Below are 24061 nucleotides of genomic sequence, written 5' to 3' on the forward strand. Positions count from 1 at the left end.
GGGTCAGACCCCGCCCGCGAGTGTGGTCCAGAGCTCGGGGAACTGCGGCAGGGTCTTCGAGGTCGTCGCGATGTCCTCGATCGCGACGCCGGGGACGACCAGGCCGATCAGCGCACCGGCGTGGGCCATGCGGTGATCGGAGTAGGTGCGCCAGCGGCCGCCGTGCAGCGGCGCGGGCTCGATCCGCAGTCCGTCCTCCAGCTCGGTGACGGAGCCGCCGAGGCCGTTGATCTCGGCGGCGAGGGCGGCGAGGCGGTCGGTCTCGTGGTGGCGGATGTGACCGATGCCGGTCAGCGTGCTCGGGCCGCTCGCAAGCGCGGCGAGGGCCGCGAGCGCGGGGGCGAGCTCGCCGCCCTCCGAGAGGTCGAGCTCGACGCCGAGGATCTCGTTCCCGCCGCGGACGACGAGGTCCTCGCCGTCGCGCTCGACGCTCGCGCCGAACATCGGCAGGATCCGCTCGAGGTGCGCGCCGACCTGGGTGGTCTCGGCCGGCCAGTGCCGGAGGCGGACGGTGCCGCCGGTGACGAGTGCGGCGGCCAGGAACGGCGCGGCGTTGGAGAGGTCGGGCTCGATCAGGACCTCGGCACCGGCGATCCGCTGCGGCGCGATCGTCCAGGTGCCGGGTGTCGAGGCGTCGACGCTCACGCCGCGGGCCGCGAGGGCGGCGATCGTCATGTCGATGTGCGGCTGGCTCGGCAGCGCGCCGCCCTCGTGCGTCAGGCGCAGGCCCTCGTCGAACCGGGCCCCGGCGAGGAGCAGGGCCGAGACGAACTGGCTCGAGCGGGTTGCGTCGACCACGGCGTCGCCGCCGCGGATCGAGCCGGAGCCGTGCACGGTGAAGGGGAGCGAGCCGCGCCCGTCGTCCGCCACGTCGACGCCGAGCGAGCGGAGGGAGGCGATGGTCGCGCCCATCGGCCGCTTGTAGGCGTAGGCGTCGCCGTCGAAGGTGGTGGGCCCGAGCGCCAGCCCGGCCAGGGGCGGCAGGAAGCGCATCACGGTGCCGGCCAGGCCGCAGTCGATCGTCGTGGAGCCGAAGAGCTCCTCGGCCGGCCCGACGACGAGATCGGCGCCGAAGGAGCCGGTTCCCCCCTCCTCGCGGATCGTCGTGCCGAGCGAGCGCAGGCCCTCGATCATCAGGGCGCTGTCACGCGAGTGCAGCGGCGCCCGCAGCACGGACGGAGCGTCGGCCAGAGCGGCGAGGACGAGCTCGCGGTTCGTCAGCGACTTGGAGCCGGGCAGCTCGACCACGGCGTCGAGGGCGCCGACGGCGGACGGCGCGGACCAGTCCTCCTCGCCGGGGAGCGCGCGGGCGTCGCCGTACGGATCGAACTCGGGAGCGGAATAACGCGAGAAGACCATCGGTTGTCAGAGTAGTCGGCGAACGGACCGACGGCAGGATCAGGCGGGAGGCGAGGCATGACGGCGACGATCGACCTCGTGCGACCCCGGCCGGCCCGGCAGGCCGCCTCCCGGCGCCGCGGCCTAGAATCGCGTGTGATGACTCGCGACGACAGCACACGCCCCAGCACCGCCGACGAGGCGCAGGCGACCGAGGAGACCGAGACGATCGAGGAGACCGTCGAGGAGGCTCTCGACGACGCCGCTCCCGACGCTCCGGTCGACCTCCGCGCGCTGTTCGAGCAGCAGGCGCTGCCCTTCATCGACCAGCTCTACGCGGCCGGCCTGCGGATGACCAAGAACCCCTCCGACGCCCAGGACCTCGTCCAGGAGACGTTCGCGAAGGCGTTCGGCGCGTTCAAGCAGTTCGAGCAGGGCACGAACCTCAAAGCGTGGCTCTACCGCATCCTCACCAACACGTTCATCAACTCGTACCGCAAGAAGCAGCGCGAGCCGTACCAGAGCGCGATCGACGAGCTCGAGGACTGGCAGCTGGGCGGCGCCGAGTCGACCACCGCCACCTCGAGCCGCTCGGCCGAGGCCGAGGCGATCGACCACCTCCCCGACACCGCCGTCAAGGAGGCCCTGCAGGCGATCCCGGAGGACTTCCGGCTCGCCGTCTACTTCGCCGATGTCGAAGGGTTCTCGTACCAGGAGATCGCCGACATCATGAAGACCCCCGTCGGGACCGTGATGAGCCGGCTGCACCGCGGCCGGCGCATGCTGCGCGAACGACTCACCGACTACGCACGCGAGCGCGGGATCCGCGCCGCTTTCACCACCGGGAGCACGAAATGACCGACTGCGGCTGCACGAAGGCGAAGGCCGAGCTCGAGGAGTACCTCCACAACGAGCTGTGCAAGGAGGACGCCGCCGACATCCGCGAGCACATGGCGAACTGCCCCGACTGCTCCGGTGAGGCGAAGGTCGGCGTCGTGCTGACCGTCGCCGTGCAGCGCGCGTGCAAGGAGACGGCGCCGGAGGACCTCCGCGCCCAGGTGCTCGGCATGCTGCGCGATGCGCAGGCGAGCCACGCGGCGGCTCCGGCGCGGGTCTAGCGCTCCGCACTCCCTGCTCGACGACCTCCGGCTCGTCGGAACGCGCGCGGCTCGCAGGAGCCATCCGTTCCGGCGAGCCGGAGGTCTTTCCGCGAGCCGGACTCTCGTGAGGCGAGAGGTCGCCGAAATCCGGCTCGCAGAACGACGTCCGGCGCGCCGGATCCGAGGATTCCGACGAGCCGGACTCGATGCGGCGAGCCGGAGCCGCCGCCGAGGGGGCGGCTCCGGTCGGGCGGTCAGCGCTGCAGCGCCCGGCCCAGCAGGTCGGCCTGCTCGGAGGCGTGCCGCTTCGCCGAGCCCGCGGCGGGGGAGGCCGCGGCCGGGCGCGAGACGACGCGGATCGGCCGGTCCAGCTGCGGAGCGACGTTCAGCGCGATGAACGGCCAGGCGCCCTGGTTCTCGGGCTCGTCCTGCACCCAGACGAACTCCGCGTCCGGGTAGCGCGCGGCGATCGCGCGCAGCTCCTCGATCGGCGCCGGGTAGTACTGCTCGACGCGCACCAGCGCGATGCCGTCGTCCGGCTTCTTCTCCAGCTCGGCCTTGAGGTCGTAGTGCACCTTGCCGGCGTGCAGGAGCACCCGGGTCACGGCCGACGCGTCCTGGACGCGAGCGTCGTCGATCACGGGCTCGAAGCGGCCCGAGGTGAAGTCCTCGACCGGGCTCGACGCCCCGCGCAGGCGCAGCATGGCCTTCGGCGTGAAGACCACCAGCGGGCGGCGCGGCCGCGAGTACGCCTGGCGGCGCAGCAGGTGGAAGTACGACGCCGGGGTCGACGGACGCGCGACGGTCATGTTCCGCTCCGCGCACATCTGCAGGTAGCGCTCGATGCGGGCGGAGGAGTGGTCCGGGCCCTGGCCCTCGTAGCCGTGCGGGAGCAGGAGCACGAGCGACGAGCGCTGGCCCCACTTCTGCTCGGCGGAGGAGATGAACTCGTCGATGACGATCTGGGCGCCGTTCGCGAAGTCGCCGAACTGCGCCTCCCAGAGCACGAGCGAGTCGGGGCGCTCGACCGAGTAGCCGTACTCGAACGCCATCGCGGCGTACTCCGAGAGCAGCGAGTCGTAGATCCACAGACGGGCCTGCGAGTCCGACAGGTTCATCAGCGGCAGCCACTCCTGGCCGTTCTCGCGGTCGTGCAGCACCGCGTGGCGCTGGACGAACGTCCCGCGGCGGGTGTCCTGGCCGACGAGGCGCACCGGGGTGTCCTCGAGCAGCAGCGAGCCCAGCGCGAGCAGCTCGCCGAAGGCCCAGTCGATCGAGCCGGAGCGGCTCATCTCCTGGCGCTTGGTGAGGAGCTGCTGCAGCTTCGGGTGCACGGTGAAGCCCTCGGGCGGCGAGGTGAACGCGTCGCCGATGCGGGTGACCACCTCGGCCTTGACGCCGGTCACCTCGGGCTCGCCCGGGTAGTCCTCGCCCTGCTGGGCGTCCGGCAGCTCGAGGTCGGCCACGGAGTCGCCGTCGGCGCTGATCACCGGGATCGCACCGGTCTGCGCGGCGTGCGTCTCGGCGAAGGCGCGCTCGAGGCGGTCCTGGAAGTCCTGGTGCGCCCGGTCGTACTCCTCCTCGGTGATGTCGCCGCGACCGACGAGCGCCTCGGTGTACAGCTTGCGCACCGAGCGCTTGGCCTCGATCAGGCTGTACATCAGCGGCTGGGTCATCGAGGGGTCGTCGCCCTCGTTGTGGCCGCGGCGGCGGTAGCAGATCAGGTCGATGACCACGTCGCGGTTGAACCGCTGGCGGTACTCGAACGCGAGCTGGCCGACGTGCACGACGGCCTCGGGGTCGTCGCCGTTCACGTGGAAGATCGGCGCCTGGATCGTCTTCGCCATGTCGGTCGAGTAGATCGAGGTGCGCGCCTCGTGCGGCGGGGTCGTGAAGCCGACCTGGTTGTTGATGTTGATGTGGATCGTGCCGCCGGTGCGGTACGCCCGCAGCTGGGACATCTGGAGCCCCTCGACGACCACGCCCTGGCCCGCCATCGCGGCGTCGCCGTGGACGAGGATCGGCAGGGTGGTGAAGGTGCCGATCGGCTTGCGGTCCTGCTTGGCGCGGACGATGCCCTCGAGCACGCCGTTGACGGCCTCGAGGTGCGAGGGGTTCGCCGCCAGGTAGACGGGGATCTCCTCGCCGCCGGCGCCGCGGAAGGTGCCCTCGGTGCCGAGGTGGTACTTCACGTCGCCCGAGCCCTGGACCGTCTTCGGGTCCTGGGTGCCCTCGAACTCGCGGAAGATCTGGCCGTAGGTCTTGCCGGCGATGTTGGTCAGCACGTTGAGGCGGCCGCGGTGGGCCATGCCGATGGCGACCTCGTCGAGGTCCGCGTCCGCCGCGCCCTGCAGGACGGCGTCCAGCAGCGCGATCAGCGACTCGCCGCCCTCGAGCGAGAAGCGCTTCTGGCCGACGTACTTGGTCTGCAGGAAGGTCTCGAACGCCTCGGCCTCGTTGAGGCGGCCGAGGATCCGCAGCTGCTCGTCGTGGCCCGGCTTCTCGTAGCCGCGCTCGAGCTTCTGCTGCATCCAGGCGCGCTGCTCCGGGTCCTGGATGTGCATGTACTCGACGCCGACGGTGCGGCAGTAGGAGTCGCGCAGGATGCCGAGGATGTCGCGGAGCTTCAGCTGGCGGGAGCCGCCGAAGCCGTCGGTGACGAACTCGCGGTCGAGGTCCCAGAAGGTGAGGCCGTGGCTCTCGATGGCGAGGTCCGGGTGCGAGCGCTGGACGTACTCCAGCGGGTCGACGTCGGCCATCAGGTGGCCGCGGACGCGGAAGGAGTTGATGAGCTCCTGCACCCGCGAGGTCTTCGAGACCCGCTCGGCGAGGTCGACGGCGATGTCGGTCGACCAGTGGATCGGGTCGTAGGGGATGCGCAGCGCGGAGAAGATGTCCTCGTAGAAGCCGCGCTTGCCGAGCAGCAGCTCGTGCACGATCTTGAGGAACTCGCCCGAGCCGGCGCCCTGGATGACGCGGTGGTCGTAGGTCGAGGTCAGCGTGATCGTCTTGCCGATGCCGAGCTCGACGAGCGTCTTCTCGGACGCGCCCTGGAACTCCGCCGGGTACTCGAGGGCGCCGGCGCCGATGATGCAGCCCTGGCCCTTCATCAGGCGGGGCACGGAGTGCACGGTGCCGATGCCGCCCGGGTTGGTCAGCGAGAGGGTGGTCCCGGCGAAGTCGCCGGCCGCGAGCTTGTTGCCGCGGGCGCGCTTGACGAGGTCCTCGTAGGCGGCGAGGTAGGCGGTGAAGCTCAGCGTGTCGGCGCGCTTGATGCTCGGGACGAGCAGGGCGCGGGTGCCGTCGGGCTTGGGCATGTCGATCGCGATGCCGAGGTTGATGTGCGCGGGGGCGACCACCGAGGGCTTGCCGTCCGGCTCGTCGTAGTAGACGTTCTGGCTCGGGAAGTCCTTGAGCGCGCGGATCAGCGCCCAGCCGATCAGGTGGGTGAACGACACCTTGCCGCCGCGGGTGCGGCGCAGGTGGTTGTTGATGACGATGCGGTTGTCGATCATCAGCTTCGCCGGGATGGTGCGCACGCTGGTGGCCGTCGGGATCGACAGGCTCGCGTCCATGTTCGTGGCGAGGCTCTTGGCCATGCCGCGCAGGGGGGAGACGACGTCCTCCTCCACGGCGGCGGCGGGCTCGGCCGGCTTGCTCACGGGCGCGTCGGCCGGGATGGGCTGCGCCTTCGGCTGCTTCGAGGTGGTCTTCGCCGTGCTGGTCGCCGAGGTGGCCGGATGGCTCACCGCTCCGCCCGCGCTCGTCGACACGCGCTCGGCGACGGGCGCCTTCGCCGGGGCGGCGGGGGCGGCGGCCGCGGGGGCCTCCGCGCCGGCGGGTGCGGCACCGCCGAGCTGCTTGCCGTAGCGCTCGAGGATCGGCCACCAGGACTCGTCCACCGAGGCCTTGTCGGCGCTGTACTGCTCGTACAGCTCCTCCACCAGCCACTCGTTGGCCCCGAAGTCCTCCGAGCCCTGATCTGTTCCCGCTCCGGTCAACTGGCTCGACACAGCCGATCGCCCACTCTCTCCGTTGATTCGTTCTCGATCATCCGGACGGCACCGTCGCATCCGACACGCATCTGGGCGTCGTCGCCCGGTCCCGTCCCGGTCGTCAAGCCTAGCCCGGATCCTCCGGCGAAGGTCCCCAGCCGGGCCGGAGTAGCGTCGTCTCCATGCGCTTCTACGGTGGAACACCCTCCGGCGACCTCACCTACTCGGACGTCTTCCTCGTTCCCGGCCGGTCCTCCGTGACCAGCCGGCTCGACGTGTCGCTCGCCCCCGGTGACGGCACCGGAGCCAGCATCCCGATCGTCTCCTCGAACATGAACTCGGTCACCGGGCCCCGGCTCGCGGCGACGCTCGCCCGGCGCGGCGGGCTCGGCGTCCTCCCGCAGGACATGCCGCTGCAGCAGCTCGACGCGGCGATCCGCTGGGTGAAGGACCAGCCGGTCGCCTTCTCGGGCGCGCTCACCGCCTCGCCGTCGACGACCGTCGAGGAGGCGCTCGCGATCCTCCCGGCCGTCGCGGGCCACGGCTTCGTGGTGCAGGAGGAGGACGGCACGATCCTCGGCTGCGTCCCCGCCGCGCGGCTCGCCACGGCCCTGGAGGACGCCCGGCTCGGCGACCTCGTGCACGGCGCCTCCGCCTCGATCGACGCCGACGACGTCACCACCGCGCGCGCCGCCTTCGACCTGATGGTCGCGGCCGACCTCGACTTCGCCCCGGTGCTGCACCACGGCGCGCTCGTCGGCACGCTCTCGCGCACCGGCGCGCTGCGCTCGACCATCTACGACCCCGCGCTGGACGCCGACGGGCGGCTCCGCATCGCCGCGGCGGTCGGCATCAACGGCGACGTCGCCGCCAAGGCGCGCGCCCTCGTCGCCGCGGGCGTCGACGTGCTCGTGCTCGACACGGCGCACGGCCACCAGGAGGGGATGCTGCGCGCGCTGCGCACCGTCTCCGCGCTGAAGCTCGGCGTGCCGATCGCGGCCGGCAACATCGTCACCGCCGACGCGGTGCACGACCTCGTCGACGCGGGCGCGGACATCCTCAAGGTCGGCGTCGGCCCGGGCGCGATGTGCACCACGCGGATGATGACCGCTGTCGGGCGGCCGCAGTTCTCCGCGGTGCTGGAGACGGCGGAGCGGGCCCGCGAGCTCGGCGCGCACGTCTGGGCCGACGGCGGCGTGCGCTACCCGCGCGACGTGGCACTCGCGCTCGCGGCCGGTGCGGCCTCGGTGATGATCGGCTCCTGGTTCGCCGGCACGATCGAGGCGCCGGGCGAGCTGCGCAGCGACGCGGCCGGCCGGATCTACAAGGAGAGCTGGGGCATGGCCTCGGCCAGGGCCGTGCAGGAGCGCTTCGACCGCCTCGACGCCTACGAGCTCGCCCGCAAGCGGCTCTTCGCGGAGGGCATCTCCTCGTCGATGATCTACCTCGACCCGCTGCGCCCGTCGCTCGAGGACCTGCTCGACATGATCACCTCGGGCGTGCGCTCCTCCTTCACCTACGCCGGGGCACGCAGCGTCGCCGAGTTCCACGAGCGCGCGCTGGTCGGCCTGCAGTCGGCGGCGGGCTACGAGGAGGGCAAGGCGCTGCCGGTCAGCTGGTGACCGCTCGCCGGTGACCGTCAGCCGGTGCCCGGCGCGCGCGTGCTAGAACCGAGCCCATGACGATCGTCGACAACGCCGTGTACGTCGGCGGTCACCGCATCCGGAACCCCGACTCGCTCGAGGACACCTTCGAGCTGATGCGCGACGAGCACGGCATGGCCTGGATCGGGCTGTACCGCCCGAGCCGTGAGGAGGTCGAGGCGGTCGCCCAGGAGTTCGGGCTGCACCCGCTCGCCGTCGAGGACGCGCTGAGCGGCCACCAGCGGGCGAAGCTCGAGCGCTACGACGACGGGCTCTTCGTGGTGCTCCGACCGGCGCGCTACGTGGACTCCGCCGAGACGGTCGTCTTCGGCGAGCTGCACGTGTTCGTGGGCCCCGACTTCGTGGTCACCATCCGGCACGCGGACTCGCCGGATCTCGCGGCGGTGCGCAAGCGGCTCGAGGGGGACCCGTCGCTGCTCTCCCGCGGACCGGAGGCGGTGCTCTACGCGATCCTCGACCAGGTCGTCGACGAGTACGCGCCGGTGGTGCACGGCGTCCAGGGCGACGTCGACGAGATCGAGGACCAGCTCTTCGGCGACGGCTCGGACGACGGGCTCTCGGAGCGCATCTACCGGCTCTCCCGCGAGGTCATCCACTTCCAGCGCTCGGTGCAGCCGCTGACGGCGCTGCTGCGCGAGCTCGCCGAGGCGCCGGACGCGGCCCCGGGCGCCGACGCGACGCTCGACCACGTCGAGCTGCACCGCTCGCTCCGCGACGTGCTCGACCACACCATCCGGGTGACGGAGGCCGTCGACGCGCTGCGGGCGATCCTGGACAAGGCGCTGACCGTGCACTCGACGCTGGTCTCGCGGCGGCAGACCGAGACCGGGCTGGCCCAGAACGACGTGGTGCGGAAGATATCGTCCTGGGCCGCGATCCTGTTCGCGCCGACGCTCGTCGCGGGCATCTACGGCATGAACTTCGACGACATGCCGGAGCTGCACTGGCGGCTCGGCTACCCGTGGGCGATCGGGCTGATGCTGGTCTTCGGCTTCGCGCTCTACGCCGTGTTCAAGCGCAAGAAGTGGCTCTGAGAGCGGCCCTGCCGGCGCCGGGCTGCCGCTAGACTCGACGCCACAATGGACGACCCCCCTTCTGCGCATCCGCCCTCGCACCGGCTCGTCCGGATCTCCCCGATCCCCTCGGGCTCGATCCTGCAGCCGCTCCCGCTTCCGCTGACCGGGGGTGATCCCCGTGGGCACTGAGTGGCTCCTGCTCGGCGTCGGCCTGCTGCTGACACTCGGCACCGGCGTGTTCGTCGCCAGCGAGTTCGCGCTGGTCAACCTCGACCGCGCCGATCTCGAGGCCCGCCGCGACCGCGGCGAGACCCGCCTCGGCATGACGATCGCCGCCCTCCGCGTCACCTCGACGCACCTCTCCAGCGCGCAGCTCGGCATCACGCTGACGACGCTGCTGACCGGCTACACGATGGAGCCGGCGCTCTCGACCCTGCTGCGGGTGCCGTTCGGCGGTCTCGGGATCCCGGACGAGGTGCTGACGCCGATCATGACGGTGCTCGCGATCGTCATCGCGACGCTGCTGTCGATGATCCTCGGCGAGCTGGTGCCGAAGAACTTCGCGCTGGCGCTGCCGCGGGCGACGGCGAAGCTGGTCGTGCCGATCCAGACCGCGTTCACGACCGTCTTCCGCCCCGCCGTCGCACTGCTCAACGGCAGCGCCAACGCCCTGCTCCGCCTGGCCGGCATCGAGCCGAAGGAGGAGCTCTCGGGCGCCCGCAGCGCCGAGGAGCTCTCGAGCCTGGTGCGCCACTCCGCGAGCGCCGGACTGCTCGAGGAGGACACGGCCGACCTGCTCGGGCGCACCCTCCGCTTCTCCGCGCTCTCCGCGGGCGACGTGATGACGCCGCGGCTGCGGCTGTCCACGCTCGAGCGCTCCAGCACCGCCCAGGACGTCCTCGACCTCGCCCGGACCACCGGCCTCTCGCGCTTCCCGATCACGGACGACGACATCGACGACATCGTCGGCGTCGTGCACGTCAAGCAGGCGGTCGCGGTACCGCGCGGCAAGCGCTCCGAGGTGCCCGTCACCGCCCTGCGCTCGGAGCCGCTCCGCGTGCCCGAGACGATGAAGCTCGACGTGCTGCTCACCGAGCTGCGCGGTCGCGGCTTCCAGCTCGCGGTCGTCGTCGACGAGTACGGCGGAACGGCGGGCGTCGCGACGCTCGAGGACCTCGTCGAGGAGCTCGTCGGCGAGGTGGCGGACGAGCACGACCGCTCGCGCCCCGACGTCGTGAAGCTGCCCGGCTCGACCACCTTCCCCGGCATGCTGCGGCCCGACGAGGTGCGCGACCGCGCCGGCGTCGTCATCCCCGAGGAGGGGCCGTACGAGACGGTCGCCGGGTTCGTGATGAGCGAGCTCGGCCGTCTGCCCGCCGTCGGCGACGAGGTGCCCGTCGAGGGCGGCTCGCTCCGCGTGGAGCGGCTCGACGGCCGGCGCATCGACCGGCTCCGCTTCACCCCGGACCCCGACGCGGCGGGCGAGGGCATCCCCGACCCGCTCGCCGACGTGGGCCGGCCGCACCGAGGACGCCAGGAGGCCGACCATGAGTGACTGGGCAGGAATCGCCTGGCTCGTGGTGCTGCTCGCCGCGAACGCCTTCTTCGTCGGAGCGGAGTTCGCGGTCATCTCCGCGCGCCGCTCCCAGATCGAGCCCCTCGCCGAGAGCGGACGCCGCAGCGCGATCACCGCGCTCGCCGCGATGGAGCACGCCACCCTGATGCTGGCGACGACGCAGCTGGGCATCACCGTCTGCTCGCTGCTGATCCTCAACGTCAGCGAGCCGGCGATCCACCACCTGCTCGAGGTGCCGCTGCACGCGGTCGGCATCCCGGACGAGTTCTCGGGCACGGTCGCCTTCGTCATCACCCTGGTGATCGTCTCGTTCCTGCACGTGGTGCTCGGCGAGATGGTGCCGAAGAACATCTCCTTCTCGATGCCCGATCGCGCCGTGCTGCTGCTCGCGCCGCCGCTCGTCGCGATCGCCCGCGTGATCAGCCCGATCATCGTCGCGCTCAACGCGATCTCGAACGGGGTGCTGCGGCTCTTCCGCGTCGAGCCGAAGGACGAGGCGAACAGCACCTTCACGCTCGAGGAGGTGCAGACGATCGTCGACCAGTCGACCCGCGAGGGCACCCTGCGCAGCAACGGCACCCTCCTCGCCGCGTTCGAGTTCACCGAGAAGAAGGTGCACGACGTGGCGCTGCCGCTCGACGGCATCGTCAGCCTCCCCGCCGGAGCCTCGCCCGCCGACGTCGAGCGCGCCGTCGCGAAGCACGGCTTCTCGCGCTACGTCGTGCTCGGCGAGGACGGGCAGCCCGAGGGCTACATCCACCTCAAGGACGTCCTCGACCTCGACGGCGACACCGAGGGTCCCAAGTTCCGCCTGCCCATCCCGGCCAAGCGGATCCGACAGCTCGCCTCGATCTTCGAGGCCACCGACCTCGAGGACGCCCTCGCGATCATGCGCCGCACCGGCGCCCACCTCGCGCGCGCCTTCGACGAGCAGGGCCGCGCCACCGGCGTCCTCTTCCTCGAGGACATCATCGAGGAGTTGGTCGGCGAAGTCGACGACGCCACCCGCCGCTGAGGCGCGGGCCGGGGAGGCGGCGCTCGCGGCGTTGTCGTCGGTCGCGATACCGCCGGTATCGCTCCCTCCTCCGCCTTGCGATCACCACCTCCCCGGCCCGCGCCTCGACTCGAGGCGGGGTGGCAGCGGCTTCGCCGGCTGCGGTGGGTGACAGCGGCTTCGCCGGCTGTGCGTGGGGCAGCGGCTTCGCCGGCTGCGATGGGCAGCGGCTTCGCCGGCTGGGCTTCACGGCGGAAGCGTCGCCGGCTGCGGGTGCGGCAGCGGCGGCCCTTCATGCTGGTCGAGTAGCCCCGCAGGGGCGTATCGAGACCCACCGTCTCCAGCAGGGCGGGACTGCAGACTCAGGTGCTGACGGTGGTGGATCTCGATACGCCCGCTTCGCGAGCTACTCGATCAACATGGTGCCCGGTCCCACCACACATGTGAGGTGGTGATGATCATGCTGGTCGAGTAGCCCGCAGGGGCGTATCGAGACCCGCGTCATCAGGCGTGCGGCTGCCGGAGTTCTGCTGCGGGCGGATCTCGCAGGGGGCGGCGTCAGGGGTGCGACCTAGGCTGGCGGGATGACGGATGGGCAGAAGGAGTTCGGGCTCGCGGAGGCGGCGTCGGCCGTACGGGTGCCGCGTGCCGAGGACGACAAGTACAGCCGCGGGGTGCTGGGGATCGCGACCGGGTCGGAGCACTACCCGGGGGCGGCGGTGCTCGGGGTCGAGGCGGCGGTGCGCACCGGGCTCGGCATGGTGCGCTACCTCGGGCCGGAGCGGCCGTCCGCCCTCGTGCTGGCGCGTCGCCCCGAGGTCGTCACCTCGGCCGGGCGGGTGCAGGCCTGGCTCCTCGGCTCCGGGACGAGCGCGGACGACCGCTCGGAGGACGAGCGCGCCGCCCTGCTCGAGCAGCTGCACTCGGGGATCCCCGTGGTGCTCGACGCGGGCGCGCTCGACCTGATCGGCGAGGCCCGCGGTCCGGTGGTCATCACTCCGCACTACCGCGAGCTCGCCGGCCTGCTCGCGCGCGCCGGGGTGGACGTCGACGCGGCCGCGATCGCCGCCGACGCGAGCGGCTGGGCGCGGCGCACCGCCGAGCGCTTCGGGGTCTGCGTGCTGCTCAAGGGCAGCACCACGCACGTGGTCTCCGGGAGCACCGCCCACGAGGTCAGCGGCTCGACGCCCTGGCTCGCCACGGCGGGCAGCGGGGACGTCCTCGGCGGAGTGCTCGGCGCGCTGCTGGCCGGCCGAGCCGCGGATGCGGAGAGCCGGGGGACGACGCTCGGGGACGAGGATCTCGCGGCGGTCGCCGCCGCCGCGGCCGTCCTGCACGCGCAGGCCGGCGCGGCGGCGTCCGGAGGCGGGCCGATCGCGGCCCTCGACATCGCCGAGCAGCTCCCCGGCGTCGTCGCACGGCTGCTGAACTGAAACGCCGCCATCGCCTGCCGCACTGAACCGATCGCGTCCCCGGCCCGTTGACACAGGAGAGACGGCCTCCCCCCGCGACCCGCACATCGGAGCCGCACAGCCGCCTCATCGGAACCCCCGAGCTCCCGGCCCTAGCGTCGGGGACGACAGCCGCGTCCGCCCCCCACCCAGGAGAACAGACATGACCGCGAAGACCACGACTCCCGTCCGCTACGCCCTCACCCTCCTCGCCGGAGCCGGCACCCTCGCGGCCCTCGCCGCCTGCTCGAGCACCGCCACCGCCGGGACCGAGGACGCCGGCTCGAGCGCCGCCGCGACCAGCGCGCCCGCCGCGACCTCCAGCGCCGCCCCCGAGTCGACCGGTTCCGCGTCGACCGGCTCCACCGCGACCGGCGCCTACGCCGACGGCACCTACGAGGCCGACGGCTCCTACACCTCGCCCGGCGGCAACGAGTCGGTCGGCGTCGAGCTGACCCTCGAGTCGGGCGTCGTCACCGCCGTCACGGTGACCCCCGAGTCCGAGAACCCGACCGGCCAGGAGTACCAGACCCGCTTCGCCAGCGGCATCTCGGGCGAGGTCGTCGGCAAGAGCCTCGACGAGCTCGACGTGACCAAGGTCTCCGGCTCCTCGCTCACCTCCGGCGGCTTCAACGACGCCGTCGAGACGATCAAGGCCGATGCCGCGGCCTGAACCTCTGCACCCTGACGCCGCGCCGACCGCGACCCGGCGCGTCCTCGAGAGCGCGTGGCGCTTCGAAGCGATCGGCACCACCTGGCAGATCGACACGGACGCGCCGCTGGACGCGCTCGTGCGCGAGCGGGTCCGCGCGCGCATCGAGGCCTACGACCGCACCTGGTCGCGGTTCCGCGACGACTCCGCCGCTTCGCGCCTTCGGACCGAGCCCGGCGAGCACGTCTTCCCGGCGGAGGCGGTCGAGCTGTTCGCCCTCTACGACGAGCTCTTCGCGCTGACCGGGGGCGGCGTCACGCCGTTCGTCGGCGACGCCCTCGAGCAGCTCGGCTACGACCCGGCCTACTCCCTGGTTCCGCGCGGCCCCGTCGCGCCGGCTCCGTCCTGGGCCGCGGCCCGCGTCGGCGGGGGAGCGACGCTCCGCACAGCGGCCGGAGTCGTGCTCGACGTCGGCGCGGCCGGCAAGGGTCAGCTCGTCGACCTCGTCCTGGACGAGCTCGCGAGCGCGGGCGTCGAGCGCGCCGTCGTCGACGCGAGCGGCGACCTGCGCGCCCGCGGGGTCGGCGCCTACCGCGTCGGCCTCGAGCACCCCTTCGACGCGAGTCGCGCGATCGGCGTCGCCGAGCCGGGCGAGCGCGCGCTCTGCGCCTCGGCCGGCAACCGCCGGGCCTGGGGCGACGGGCTGCACCACGTCCTCGACGGCCGCACCGGCCGCCCGGTCGACACCGTCATCGCCACCTGGGTCGTCGCCGACAGCACCCTCGTCGCCGACGGTCTCGCGACCGCCCTCTTCGTCTGCCCGCCCGAGGTGCTCGCCGAGCACTTCGACTTCGAGTTCGTCCGCGTGCTCAGCGCCGGCGGCCTGCACTACTCGCCCCGCTTCCCCGGAGAGGTCTTCTGATGATCGGCACCCTCGATCGCGCCCTCGGTCGCATCACCATGTACCGGCTGGTCTGGCTGACGCTCGCCGCGCTCCTCGTGGTCGCGCTCGGCTACTCCGCCGCCGGGCTGATCTTCTTCACACCGATCGAGATCGCGGCGACCGCGGTCGTGGCGATCGTCTCGACGACCGGGGCGACCTGGCTGATCGCCCGGCTGGTCGGGTCGCCCGCCCACCTCGAGTCCTCGCTGGTGACCGGACTGCTGATCGCGTTCCTCCTCTTCCCGACCTCGGAGCCGCGCGCGCTGCTCGTCGTGGCGCTGATCGGCCTGATCGCCGCCGCCTCGAAGTACGTGCTGGTCTGGCGCGGGCGCCACCTCTTCAACCCGGCCGCCGTCGCGGTGCTGATCGTCGGCATCGCGCAGGGCCTGCTGCAGGACACCCCGTTCGCGGGCTCGCTGACCGCCGCGGCCTGGGCGCTGCCCACCGGCGCGCTCTGGCCGTGGGTGCTGCTCGGCGCGCTCGTCGTCGTCGCACGGGTGCGCCGCTGGGCGATCGTCGTCGTCTTCATCGCGGTCGCCGGAACCGTCTCCGTGCTCAACTCGGTGATGAACGGACAGGAGCCCGGAGCCGCGCTGTCGCTGGTCCTGACCGCGTACCCGTTCGTCTTCGCCGGCGCCTTCATGCTGACCGAGCCGCTGACCCTCGCCCCGCGCCGCTCCCAGCAGCTGATCGTGGCCGTCGTCGCGGCTCTGCTCACGACGGTCCCGTTCTCGCTCGGACCGCTGCACGCCAGCCCGGAGCTCGGCCTCGTCGCGGGCAACGCGATCGCGTTCTTCTTCGGCCAGCGCCGGCGGCTGTCGCTGGAGCTGCGCTCCTCGAGCGTCATCGCTCCGGGCATCACGGAGTACCGCTTCGCCTCGCGGACGCCGGTGCGCTTCGAGGCGGGCCAGTGGCTCGAGCTCGACGTGCCGCACCGCTCCGACGGCCGGGGGAGCCGTCGCACCTTCTCCATCGCCTCCGCTCCCGCCGACGGCGAGATCGCCGTGGCCATGCGGCTGCCCGAGAAGGCGAGCAGCTTCAAGCGGGCGCTCGCCGGTCTCGAGCCCGGTGCCGTGGTCCGCGCCACGAGCGTCGGCGGCGACTTCGTGCTGCCGGCCGACCCGGCGACACCGCTGCTCCTGGTCGCGGGCGGCATCGGCTTCACGCCGTTCGCGAGCCAGCTGAGGGCGATCGCGGCCGGACCGGAGCGCGACGTGGTCGTCGTCTACGCGGCCGCCCGGCTGGAGGACGTGGCGTACCGCGAACTCCTCCGCGCCTCCGGGGCCCGCGTCGTGCTGGTCTCGCCCGAAGCGCCGGATCGGCTGCCCGAGGGCTGGTCGCACGTCGTCGGACGGATCACGGCGGAGCGCCTCGCGGACGCCGTGCCCGACGCGCCGCGCCGGGTCGGGTTCGTCTCCGGCTCGCCCGCGTTCGTCGACTCCGTCCGCGGCGCCCTCCGCTCGGCCGGTGCGAAGAAGGTCCGCACCGACGCCTTCGCCGGGTACTGATGCGGCCGGTGGCCGCTCAGGAAGGAGTTCCCAGGGCCGTTCAGGGGTCCGATGAGGGCGCCGTCTACACTGACGCGGTGCCGACCCCTGCCGCCCCAGAGACCGCCGCCACCCGCGCCTCCCTCCGCCCGTCCGCCCGCCCGATCGCGTGGCTGCGCGAGAACCGCGACTCCGCCGCCGTGCTGTGGGGCGGCTTCGCCCTCGTGCACGTCCTGCTCTCCCTGCTCGCGCTCTACGCCCCAGGACTGCCGATGGGGGACGTCAGCATCGTCTACAAGGGCTGGATGCGGACCGCCGTCGAGGGCGGCGGGCTCGTCGGCTTCGACACCGGCTGGGTCTACCCGATCCTCGCCCTGGTGCCGATCAGCGCCGCCTGGCTCTTCGGCGAGGCGGGCTACGACCTGACCTGGCTCGTCGGCGTGATCGCCGTCGATGCGGCGGCCTTCGCCCTGCTCCTGCACCGCGGGATCCCCGCCCGGCTCGCTGCGGCGCGCTGGTGGCTGCTCTTCCTGGTGCTCCTCGGTCCGATCGCCGTCGGCCGGATCGACGCCTTCACCGTTCCGCTCGCCATCGCCGGGCTGCTCTGGGCCTCCAGCCGACCGGTCGTCGCCGCGCTCGCGCTGACCGTCGCGACGTGGATCAAGGTCTGGCCCGCCGCCCTGCTCGGTGCCGCCGTCCTGGTGCTGCGCGGCCGCTGGCGGCTCGTCGCCGTCGGCGCCGGGCTCTCGGTCGTGATCATCGCCGGCGTGTATGCGCTCGGCGGCGGCGAGTACGTCTTCAGCTTCGTCACCGACCAGACCACGCGCGGTCTGCAGATCGAGGCGCCCGTCAGCACGCTCTGGATGTGGCTCTCCATCGGCGGCTGGGCCGGCAGCTACGTCTGGTACGCCGCCGACATCAACACCTTCGAGATGCACGGCCCGTTCACCGATGTCGCCGCCGAGCTGATGAACCCGGCGCTCGCGCTCGCGGTGGTCGGCACGGTGCTGCTCGGTCTCCGGGCGCTGCGCGCGAAGGCGTCGCCGGTGCGGCTGCTGCCGCTGCTGAGCCTCGGACTCGTCCTGGTGCTGATCGACATCAACAAGGTGCTCTCGCCGCAGTACATCGTCTGGCTGGCGCCGCCGGTGATCGTCGGGCTCGTCGTGGCCGGTCGCGACTTCGCGACGCCGGCGAAGCTGACCCTCGCGATCGCGGTGTTCACGCAGATCGTCTACCCGTACCTCTATCTCTTCCTGCTGTACTCGAACGCGGGCATGGTGCTGGCGCTGACCGTGCGCAACGTCCTGCTGCTCGTGCTGCTCGGCTGGGTGCTCCGCGAGCTGTGGCGGACGGGGAGCCGCGCGCCCGCTGCCGAGGGCGTGCGCGCCTAGGCTGGACGGCGGGTCCGGTGGTCGGGTCCGCTGGGAGGTCCCTCGTGCTGGTCGCATTCTCCGTCGCTCCGTCCGGCGGTGAGGGCCCCGACGCCTCCGTCCACGACGCCGTCGCCGCCGCCGTCCGCATCGTCCGCGACTCCGGCCTGCCGAATCGCACGACCTCGATGTTCACCGAGATCGAGGGCGAGTGGGACGAGGTCTTCGACGTGATCAAGCGCGCCACCGAAGCGGTCGGTGCCTACGGGTCGCGGGTCTCGCTGGTGCTGAAGGCCGACATCCGGCCCGGCTACTCGGGCGAGATCGACGCCAAGATCGAGCGGCTCGGCCGCGCGCTCGAGGAGTGAGGCGCGCGGGAGCGCTCTCCGACTCGAATCGTTTCGATCCGCTTCCGATCCTCGCTATCGTGGTCCGGTGACCCTCTCCCCGGCCCGGACCCGCCTCGCCCTGCTCGCCCTCGCGATGGGGGGCTTCGCCATCGGCTCGACCGAGTTCGTCGCGATGGGGCTGCTGCCGCAGCTCGCCGCCGACCTGCTCCCGGACGTCTACGCCGCGAGCTCCGAGCAGGCGAACTCGCAGGCCGGACTGCTGATCTCCGCCTACGCGCTCGGCGTCGTCGTCGGTGCTCCGACGATCGCCGCGGCCGCCGCGCGCTGGCCGCGCAAGCGCCTGCTGCTGATCCTGCTGGCCGCGTTCACGATCGGGACCGTCGCCTCGGCCCTGCTGCCGACCTTCCCGCTCGTGCTGGCCGCCCGCTTCGTCGCGGCGCTGCCGCACGGCGCGTACTTCGGCATCGCCTCGCTCGTCGCCGCGGACCTGATGGGGCCGGGCAAGCGCGGCAAGGGCGTCGCCTTCGTGCTGTCGGGACTGACCATCGCGAACGTCGTCGGGGTGCCCGCCATCACCTGGGTGGGGCAGAACGCGGGCTGGCGCAGCGCGTACCTCGTCGTCGCGGCGATCTTCGCGGCGACCGTGGTGGCCGTGTGGCTGCTCGTGCCGTTCCAGCGGGGGAACCCGGGCGCGACCATGCGCAACGAGCTGAAGGCCTTCGCCCGGCTGCAGGTCTGGATGACCCTGCTGATCGGCGCGATCGGCTTCGGCGGGCTCTTCGCGATGTACAGCTACATCACGCCGCTGTCGACCGAGGTGACCGGGCTGCCGCTGGGCGCCGTGCCGTGGATCCTGGTGGTGATCGGCCTGGGCATGACGGTCGGCAATCTGGCGGGCGGCTGGGCGGCCGACCGGAACGTGCGGCTCGCACTCGTGGTGCTGTTCCTCGGGGTGCTCGTGTCGCTGATCGGCCTGGCGCTGACCGCGACCTCGGTGGTGGGCCTGGTCGTGTTCACGTTCCTTGCGGCGGGCTTCTCCGCGGGAGCGTCGCCGGCCATCCAGACCCGGCTGATGGACGTCGCCCGCGACAGCCAGACCATCGCCGCGGCGCTCAACCACTCCGCGCTCAACATCGGCAACTCCGTCGGCGCCGCTCTCGGCGGGGTGACCATCGCCGCCGGCCTCGGCTACCTGTCGCCGATCTGGGTCGGCGTGGTCCTCACCGCGGCCGGCATCCTGCTCGCCTTCGCCAGCATCGCCATCGACCGCGCCCGCGGCACCGTCGACGCGCCGCGCGACCCGTCCCGCCCCGCCACAGGCAGCGTCCCGGTCAACGCCCTGTAGGGGCGCCGCGGCGCATGCTGATCGAGTAGCCCGCGCGAGCGGGCGTATCGAGATCCACCGGCACCGGACGGGGGTCTGCAGGCCGCCCTGCTGACGCCGGTGGGTCTCGATACGCCCCTGCGGGGCTACTCGACCAGCATGGAATGGGCACCACACGGTACGCCTCGCCTGCAGACCAGCCGACCACGGAGCGGCGCAGACGGAAATCCGCGTGCCAGCGGATTCTCCGCAGCCGCCGTGAGACGCTCTGCGAAATGCGCCCACCTCGTGCAGCCGACTGCGGCGCGGCGGGCGGGGACCGCCGCGCAGCACGAGCACGGGTTCCGCGCCGGACGGCGCGGAACCCTCAATCCGTTTCGATGAGGATCCCGTCGTGGATGGCGCGCTTGCGCAGTGCGACCTTGGTGCCGACGTCGATGCCGACCACGCGGTACTTCTCGCGGATGCGCTTGAGGTAGGACTTCGCGGTCTCCTCGGAGATGCCGAGCTCGAAGGCCACGGACTTGACAGGCTCGCCGCCGCCGTAGAGCGCCATCACGCGGCGCTCCTGCGCGCTGAGCTTGGGGGCGCCGTCGGAGTCGCCGGTGGAGAGCGCCATGTCGAGCTCGTGCGAGATGTAGGAGTGGCCGTCCTTGGCCGCGCGGATCGCCTCGACGATCATGTCGGCGTCCTCCGTCTTGACGAGGTAGCCGAGCGCGCCCGAGGCGAGCGCCTCGCGGACCACGGCCGGCTCGGAGTAGGTGCTCATCAGCACCGTCTTCACGCCGGTGGTCTTCAGGGTGGAGAGCTTGACCGAGATCGGGATGTTGTCCTTGAGGTCCAGGTCGAGCAGCACGACGTCGACGGGGAACTCGGGGTGGGTGAGCAGCTCCGGCCAGGAGGCGACCGCGGCGACCAGCTGGATGTCCGACGCGGCGCCGCGGATCCACTCCGTGAGGGCACCGAGGAGCATCTTGTGATCGTCGACCACGGCGAGCGTGATCTTCGGTTCTGCGGTGGAGGTCATCGGTGTCCTTCGGCTCGGCGGGAGGGCGGGGCGGTCGTCTCTGCTCAGCGATCGGCCGGATTCTCGACGTAGCAGTCGATCTCGATCCGGAGCGCGTCGTCGTGCGACGTGTCGCGGAACGCACCGACCTGTGCGATAGCCTCCCACGTCGCGGGATCGACTCCGCGCACGGGCACGCCCTCGGACTGCAGAGTGAGCGGCACCAGCAGGGAGCGCGGCGGGGCGTCGGCCTCCGGTTCGCGCGGTGCTCCGGCTTCGACGTGCAGCACGACGGTGAGCCCGGAGGCGCCGTCGAGGATGAGCCAGATGGCGGAGAGCAGGCCGTCGCGCTGCTGGTGGCCGAGGAGGCCGGCGGTGCCGTCGGGGTCGTGCAGATCGACGAGCGGGGCCAGCAGCTCGGACTCCTGGATCGCGTGGTGCAGCCAGGTCTCGCGACGCCCCTCGATGAGGTGGAGGCGGAGGCTGGTCGCGAGCGCGGCGGCGTGCGCGGCGCGGTGCGGATCGAGCGGCAGGACGGTCGTGCCGTCGCCGACCTCGGCGAGCAGGCGCTCGGCCGCGAGGTCGAGGCGGGCGAGCTCCTCCGAGGCGAGCATGCCGACCGCGTAGCGCGGTCCGAGGGTGGTGCTCTGCACGAGGGCGCGGTCGATCTCGAGCTGGACCATTCGGCGGAAGCCGCGCATCATCACGACCGCCACGACGGCGGGAGCGAGGGTCACGGCCATCGCGCTGATCCGCACCGAGAACGAGGTCTCGTCGCCCGAGCCCATGGCGCTGTAGGCGACGAGCTCGGCGACCGCGATGGCGAAGGCGACGGCGAGGACCTCGATGCTGCGGCGGTGCACGATCATCGCGGCGTGGGCGACCGCGGCGGCCACCGCGGCGGTCGGGACGGCGGCGGAAGGACCGTGACCGGCGACGGCGATCAGGTCCAGTGCCACGGCCCCGGTGATCCCGACGAGCAGGCCGACGTAGGCGGCGGTGGGCAGCCGCTGCCCGCAGACGTGGATGGCGACGACGGTCGCCGTGAAGGAGGCGACGAGGAGGAGCCAGGCGACGACGACCAGCCCCGGCCGCGCGTAGTCGTCGACGGTGGCGAGGAAGACCAGGAGCTCGTAGGCAATCAGCGCCGCCGCGATGCCGGTGAGGCCGCTGCCGAGGTAGCTGGTGCCCAGGGTCTCCTGCTGTCCCTTCCGCGCGCGGGCGGAGCGGGGCGAGCCGTCGGGCCGGCGAGGAGCGGCACCGGGTCCGCCGAGGAGGGGGGAGGCCCGCTCGGTGCCGGCGCTCACTTGGGCACCTCCAGCACCACAGTGGTGCCGGAGCCGGGCGAGCTGAAGAGCCGGGTGCGGCCGCCGACGTCCGCGAGCCTCGCGACGACCGACTCCTTGAAGCCGAGCTTCGTCGCGGGCACCGTGGCGATGTCGAAGCCGGCACCGGCGTCCGTCACCATCGCGCGGACGGTCTGCTCGTCCTCGGTGATGGTGACGTCGGCGGACTCGACACCGGAGTGCCGCCGCACGTTCTCGAGGCACTCGGCGAGGGCGAGCAGGAAGGAGTCGAGCGCGGCGCCCTCGAGGACGACCTCGCCCGAGCCGTGCAGGACGACCTCGAGGCCCAGCCGGCCGAACCGGTCCCGGACGTCCTCGAGCGAGGTCGCGGCGGGCGACGCCGTGACGCTGGTCAGCTGGTACGAGCCGGACGCGCTCGGCGTCGGCGTCCCGCCGAGGCGCAGCTGGCGCAGGAGCTGCGCGTCCTGCGCGGCCTGGCGGCGGAGCGCGTCCTCGGAGACGCCGCGGCCGGAGTGGGCGAGCAGGGTGAGCGTCGCGAGCACCGTGTCGTGCAGGAGCCGCGCTCCCTGGCGGCGCTGCGCCTCCGTCTCGCTCGCCTGCCGCTCGACGCGGTGCGCGTTGCCGATGCTGTCGATCCGCCGGACGACCCGGGGGACGGCCGTGCTGATCCAGAGCGCGAAGCCGGCGAGCGTGCCCCACGGCAGCAGGCTCTGCACGAGCGCGTTCGACAGCATCGCCTCCTCGGCGACCAGCACGGAGACGATCACGCTCGGCACCAGGACGGGCAGGAGCAGCAGCAGCCGGCGGACGGAGGTGGTGACGACGACGGCGACGGTGCTGGTGACGGCGTTGGCGGTGCCGACGAGCACGTATCCCTCGAAGCCGCTGCTCACGCCGATGGCGCTCGCGAGCCCGATGCTCAGCGCGAGGCCGCCGACGGCGAGCAGGAGCACCCAGAGCGTGCGTCCGCTGCGGCCGAGCTGCAGGTGGAGGACGGCGAGTCCGAGGAGCAGCGCCACCGCGAACGGCACGGCGTCGGCCGCCAGCGCCCCGGGGCCGAGGACCAGGGCGATGGCCGTGGCGTCGATCAGGAGGCCGATGCCGCACGCGGACTGGCGGAGGAGGCGGTCGCGCTCGCGAGCGCTGCGGACCAACGGCACGGGCACGCTCCTTCCGGTGGGCGGCGCGGGGCGGACCCCCGTCTCACGATAGTCACAGACCGGCGGTCGGCCCGCGGGACGGCCGGGATCGGGTCAGACCGCGAGGAGCCTCGCGAGGTGGCCGCCGACCGCGTCGTCCTCGATGAGGAAGGCGTCGTGCCCGAACGTCGAGCTGATCACCGCGACCTCGTCGCCGTCGATGTTGCCGCGGGCGTGGGCGGCGATGATCCGCTGCCCGTCCACCGGGAACAGCCGGTCGCTGTCGATCCCGAGCACGAGCGTCGGGCTGGTGATCCGCTCGAGCGCCTCGGCCTCGCCGCCCCGGCCGCGCCCCACGTCGTGGGAGTTCATCGCCTCGACGAGGGTGATGTAGCTGTTCGCGTCGAAGCGGCGGGTGAACTTGTTGCCGTGGAAGTCGAGGTACGACTCGACCGCGAACCGGCCGCCGCCGCCCAGCGGGCTGAGCCCGGACTGCCAGCTCCGCTCGAAGCGGTCGTTCAGCTCGGAGGGGCTGCGGTAGTTGAGCAGGGCCATCCGGCGGGCCAGCGCCAGGCCGTGGTACGGGCCCTTGCCGTCGCCGGCGTCGTAGTAGGCGCCGCCCGCGAACGCGGCGTCGTTGCGGATCGCCTCGAGCTGGACGAAGTTGAGCGCGATCTGGTCGGAGGTGGCGCGCGGGGGAGCGGCCAGCACCGCGAGCCGGGCGACCCGCTCCGGGTGGTCGATGCCCCACTCCAGCGCCTGCATCCCGCCCATTGAGCCGCCGATGACGGTGTGCCAGCGGTCGATGCCGAGCCGGTCGGCGAAGAGGGTCTGCGCGCCGACCTGGTCGCGGATGGTCGTGTAGGGGAAGCGCGCGCCCCACTCGTGCCCGTCGGGAGCGAGCGAGGCGGGGCCGGTCGAGCCCTGGCAGCCGCCCAGCATGTTGGGGGCGACGACGAAGTAGCGGTCGGTGTCGATGACGAGGCCGGGGCCGACGAGCCCGGACCACCAGCCGTCGGTCGCGTGACCGGGGTCGCCGCGGCCGATCAGGTGCGAGTCGCCGGTCAGCGCGTGCAGGACGAGGATCGCGTTGTCGCGTGCGGGGGAGAGCTCGCCCCAGCTCTCGTAGGCCACCCGGACGTGGGGGAGGCGACCGCCCGCCTCGAAGGCGAACGGGCCGATCTCGACGAAGCGCCGGCCGCCGGGATGGTCGCCCTCGCGCCAGGCCCCGGTGGCGGGCGGCTTGCCGATCACCGAGCGGAGCTGGCGCTCGGTGACGAACGCCGAAGGGACGGTGTCCTCGAGTGTCTGCTGCCAGTCCATAGCGGTGTCCATCGTGGCAGAGCGCG

General features: G+C 72.6%; 19 protein-coding genes. 13 read left to right on the forward strand and 6 right to left on the reverse strand.

Annotated elements, in window-relative coordinates; all coding sequences use genetic code 11:
- Positions 1-3 precede the first annotated feature (3 nt).
- Positions 4-1359 (reverse strand): 3-phosphoshikimate 1-carboxyvinyltransferase, encoded by a 1356-nt coding sequence (gene aroA / locus MT350_RS03765; RefSeq protein ID WP_243598872.1) that lies wholly within the window; start codon positions 1357-1359, stop codon positions 4-6.
- Between the two features lie 138 nt (positions 1360-1497).
- Between aroA and MT350_RS03770 the strand changes: the two genes are divergently transcribed.
- Both MT350_RS03770 and MT350_RS03775 read left to right on the forward strand, forming a co-directional pair.
- Positions 1498-2196 (forward strand): sigma-70 family RNA polymerase sigma factor, encoded by a 699-nt coding sequence (locus MT350_RS03770; protein ID WP_123444430.1) that lies wholly within the window; start codon positions 1498-1500, stop codon positions 2194-2196.
- Positions 2193-2456 carry a zf-HC2 domain-containing protein gene (locus MT350_RS03775; RefSeq protein ID WP_123444408.1) on the forward strand — a complete coding sequence of 88 codons (264 nt, stop codon included), beginning with the start codon at positions 2193-2195 and terminating at the stop codon, positions 2454-2456. Before MT350_RS03770 ends, MT350_RS03775 begins: the two co-directional genes overlap by 4 nt.
- 236 nt (positions 2457-2692) lie before the next feature.
- On the opposite strand, the gene MT350_RS03780 is transcribed toward MT350_RS03775, so the two are convergent.
- Entirely contained in the window at positions 2693-6451 is a 3759-nt protein-coding gene (locus tag MT350_RS03780; RefSeq protein ID WP_185019933.1) for a multifunctional oxoglutarate decarboxylase/oxoglutarate dehydrogenase thiamine pyrophosphate-binding subunit/dihydrolipoyllysine-residue succinyltransferase subunit, read from the reverse strand.
- Positions 6452-6615: 164 nt separating this feature from the next.
- Between MT350_RS03780 and MT350_RS03785 the strand changes: the two genes are divergently transcribed.
- From MT350_RS03785 to MT350_RS03835, 11 genes are all read left to right on the forward strand, one after another.
- The gene (locus MT350_RS03785) at positions 6616-8055 is read left to right on the forward strand and encodes a GuaB1 family IMP dehydrogenase-related protein (protein ID WP_243615405.1); all 1440 of its coding nucleotides are present in this window, start codon (positions 6616-6618) and stop codon (positions 8053-8055) included.
- Positions 8056-8111: 56 nt separating this feature from the next.
- Positions 8112-9131, forward strand: coding sequence for a magnesium/cobalt transporter CorA (gene corA, locus MT350_RS03790; protein WP_243615406.1), 1020 nt, complete (start codon positions 8112-8114; stop codon positions 9129-9131).
- A 160-nt stretch (positions 9132-9291) separates the two neighbouring features.
- A complete protein-coding gene (locus MT350_RS03795) occupies positions 9292-10668 on the forward strand; it encodes a hemolysin family protein (RefSeq protein WP_243582421.1) in 1377 nt (458 codons plus the stop codon).
- Positions 10661-11704, forward strand: coding sequence for a hemolysin family protein (locus MT350_RS03800; RefSeq protein WP_123444413.1), 1044 nt, complete (start codon positions 10661-10663; stop codon positions 11702-11704). The genes MT350_RS03795 and MT350_RS03800 overlap by 8 nt, the downstream gene beginning before the upstream one ends.
- 563 nt (positions 11705-12267) lie before the next feature.
- Positions 12268-13116, forward strand: coding sequence for an ADP/ATP-dependent (S)-NAD(P)H-hydrate dehydratase (locus MT350_RS03805; protein WP_243598875.1), 849 nt, complete (start codon positions 12268-12270; stop codon positions 13114-13116).
- A 181-nt stretch (positions 13117-13297) separates the two neighbouring features.
- Positions 13298-13807, forward strand: coding sequence for an FMN-binding protein (locus tag MT350_RS03810; RefSeq protein ID WP_132435822.1), 510 nt, complete (start codon positions 13298-13300; stop codon positions 13805-13807).
- Positions 13794-14708, forward strand: a complete 915-nt coding sequence (locus tag MT350_RS03815; protein WP_243598876.1) for an FAD:protein FMN transferase — start codon at positions 13794-13796, stop codon at positions 14706-14708. The genes MT350_RS03810 and MT350_RS03815 overlap by 14 nt, the downstream gene beginning before the upstream one ends.
- Positions 14708-16237, forward strand: coding sequence for an oxidoreductase (locus MT350_RS03820; RefSeq protein ID WP_243598877.1), 1530 nt, complete (start codon positions 14708-14710; stop codon positions 16235-16237). The genes MT350_RS03815 and MT350_RS03820 overlap by 1 nt, the downstream gene beginning before the upstream one ends.
- 77 nt (positions 16238-16314) lie before the next feature.
- Positions 16315-17607: a glycosyltransferase family 87 protein gene (locus MT350_RS03825; RefSeq protein ID WP_243598878.1), complete on the forward strand. Its 1293-nt coding sequence runs from the start codon at positions 16315-16317 to the stop codon at positions 17605-17607.
- Between the two features lie 44 nt (positions 17608-17651).
- The gene (locus MT350_RS03830) at positions 17652-17954 is read left to right on the forward strand and encodes a thiamine-binding protein (protein ID WP_123702710.1); all 303 of its coding nucleotides are present in this window, start codon (positions 17652-17654) and stop codon (positions 17952-17954) included.
- Between the two features lie 115 nt (positions 17955-18069).
- Positions 18070-19281, forward strand: a complete 1212-nt coding sequence (locus tag MT350_RS03835) for an MFS transporter (protein ID WP_243599277.1) — start codon at positions 18070-18072, stop codon at positions 19279-19281.
- A 346-nt stretch (positions 19282-19627) separates the two neighbouring features.
- Here the strand turns inward: MT350_RS03835 and MT350_RS03840 are convergent, their stop codons facing one another.
- The 4 genes from MT350_RS03840 to MT350_RS03855 form a co-directional block, all read right to left on the reverse strand.
- Entirely contained in the window at positions 19628-20287 is a 660-nt protein-coding gene (locus tag MT350_RS03840) for a response regulator (RefSeq protein ID WP_123445394.1), read from the reverse strand.
- Positions 20288-20331: 44 nt separating this feature from the next.
- Positions 20332-21573: a hypothetical protein gene (locus MT350_RS03845; protein ID WP_243598879.1), complete on the reverse strand. Its 1242-nt coding sequence runs from the start codon at positions 21571-21573 to the stop codon at positions 20332-20334.
- Positions 21570-22733, reverse strand: coding sequence for a sensor histidine kinase (locus MT350_RS03850; protein ID WP_243598880.1), 1164 nt, complete (start codon positions 22731-22733; stop codon positions 21570-21572). Before MT350_RS03850 ends, MT350_RS03845 begins: the two co-directional genes overlap by 4 nt.
- A 93-nt stretch (positions 22734-22826) precedes the next feature.
- Positions 22827-24035, reverse strand: a complete 1209-nt coding sequence (locus MT350_RS03855) for a homoserine O-acetyltransferase (RefSeq protein WP_243598881.1) — start codon at positions 24033-24035, stop codon at positions 22827-22829.
- Positions 24036-24061 lie beyond the last annotated feature (26 nt).

Origin of the sequence: Rathayibacter sp. VKM Ac-2928, from assembly GCF_022815545.1 — a bacterium.
Lineage (GTDB): Bacteria > Actinomycetota > Actinomycetes > Actinomycetales > Microbacteriaceae > Rathayibacter > Rathayibacter festucae.

Excerpts from the sequence above, each read along its gene's own strand:
- aroA (WP_243598872.1), bottom strand. The coding sequence starts at position 1,359 with ATGGTCTTCTCGCGTTATTCCGCTCCCGAGTTCGATCCGTACGGCGAC.
- MT350_RS03805 (WP_243598875.1), top strand. The coding sequence starts at position 12,268 with ATGACGGATGGGCAGAAGGAGTTCGGGCTCGCGGAGGCGGCGTCGGCC.
- MT350_RS03820 (WP_243598877.1), top strand. The coding sequence starts at position 14,708 with ATGATCGGCACCCTCGATCGCGCCCTCGGTCGCATCACCATGTACCGG.
- MT350_RS03840 (WP_123445394.1), bottom strand. The coding sequence starts at position 20,287 with ATGACCTCCACCGCAGAACCGAAGATCACGCTCGCCGTGGTCGACGAT.
- MT350_RS03835 (WP_243599277.1), top strand. The coding sequence starts at position 18,070 with ATGGGGGGCTTCGCCATCGGCTCGACCGAGTTCGTCGCGATGGGGCTG.
- MT350_RS03770 (WP_123444430.1), top strand. The coding sequence starts at position 1,498 with ATGACTCGCGACGACAGCACACGCCCCAGCACCGCCGACGAGGCGCAG.
- MT350_RS03815 (WP_243598876.1), top strand. The coding sequence starts at position 13,794 with ATGCCGCGGCCTGAACCTCTGCACCCTGACGCCGCGCCGACCGCGACC.
- MT350_RS03785 (WP_243615405.1), top strand. The coding sequence starts at position 6,616 with ATGCGCTTCTACGGTGGAACACCCTCCGGCGACCTCACCTACTCGGAC.
- MT350_RS03855 (WP_243598881.1), bottom strand. The coding sequence starts at position 24,035 with ATGGACTGGCAGCAGACACTCGAGGACACCGTCCCTTCGGCGTTCGTC.
- MT350_RS03775 (WP_123444408.1), top strand. The coding sequence starts at position 2,193 with ATGACCGACTGCGGCTGCACGAAGGCGAAGGCCGAGCTCGAGGAGTAC.
- MT350_RS03810 (WP_132435822.1), top strand. The coding sequence starts at position 13,298 with ATGACCGCGAAGACCACGACTCCCGTCCGCTACGCCCTCACCCTCCTC.
- corA (WP_243615406.1), top strand. The coding sequence starts at position 8,112 with ATGACGATCGTCGACAACGCCGTGTACGTCGGCGGTCACCGCATCCGG.
- MT350_RS03800 (WP_123444413.1), top strand. The coding sequence starts at position 10,661 with ATGAGTGACTGGGCAGGAATCGCCTGGCTCGTGGTGCTGCTCGCCGCG.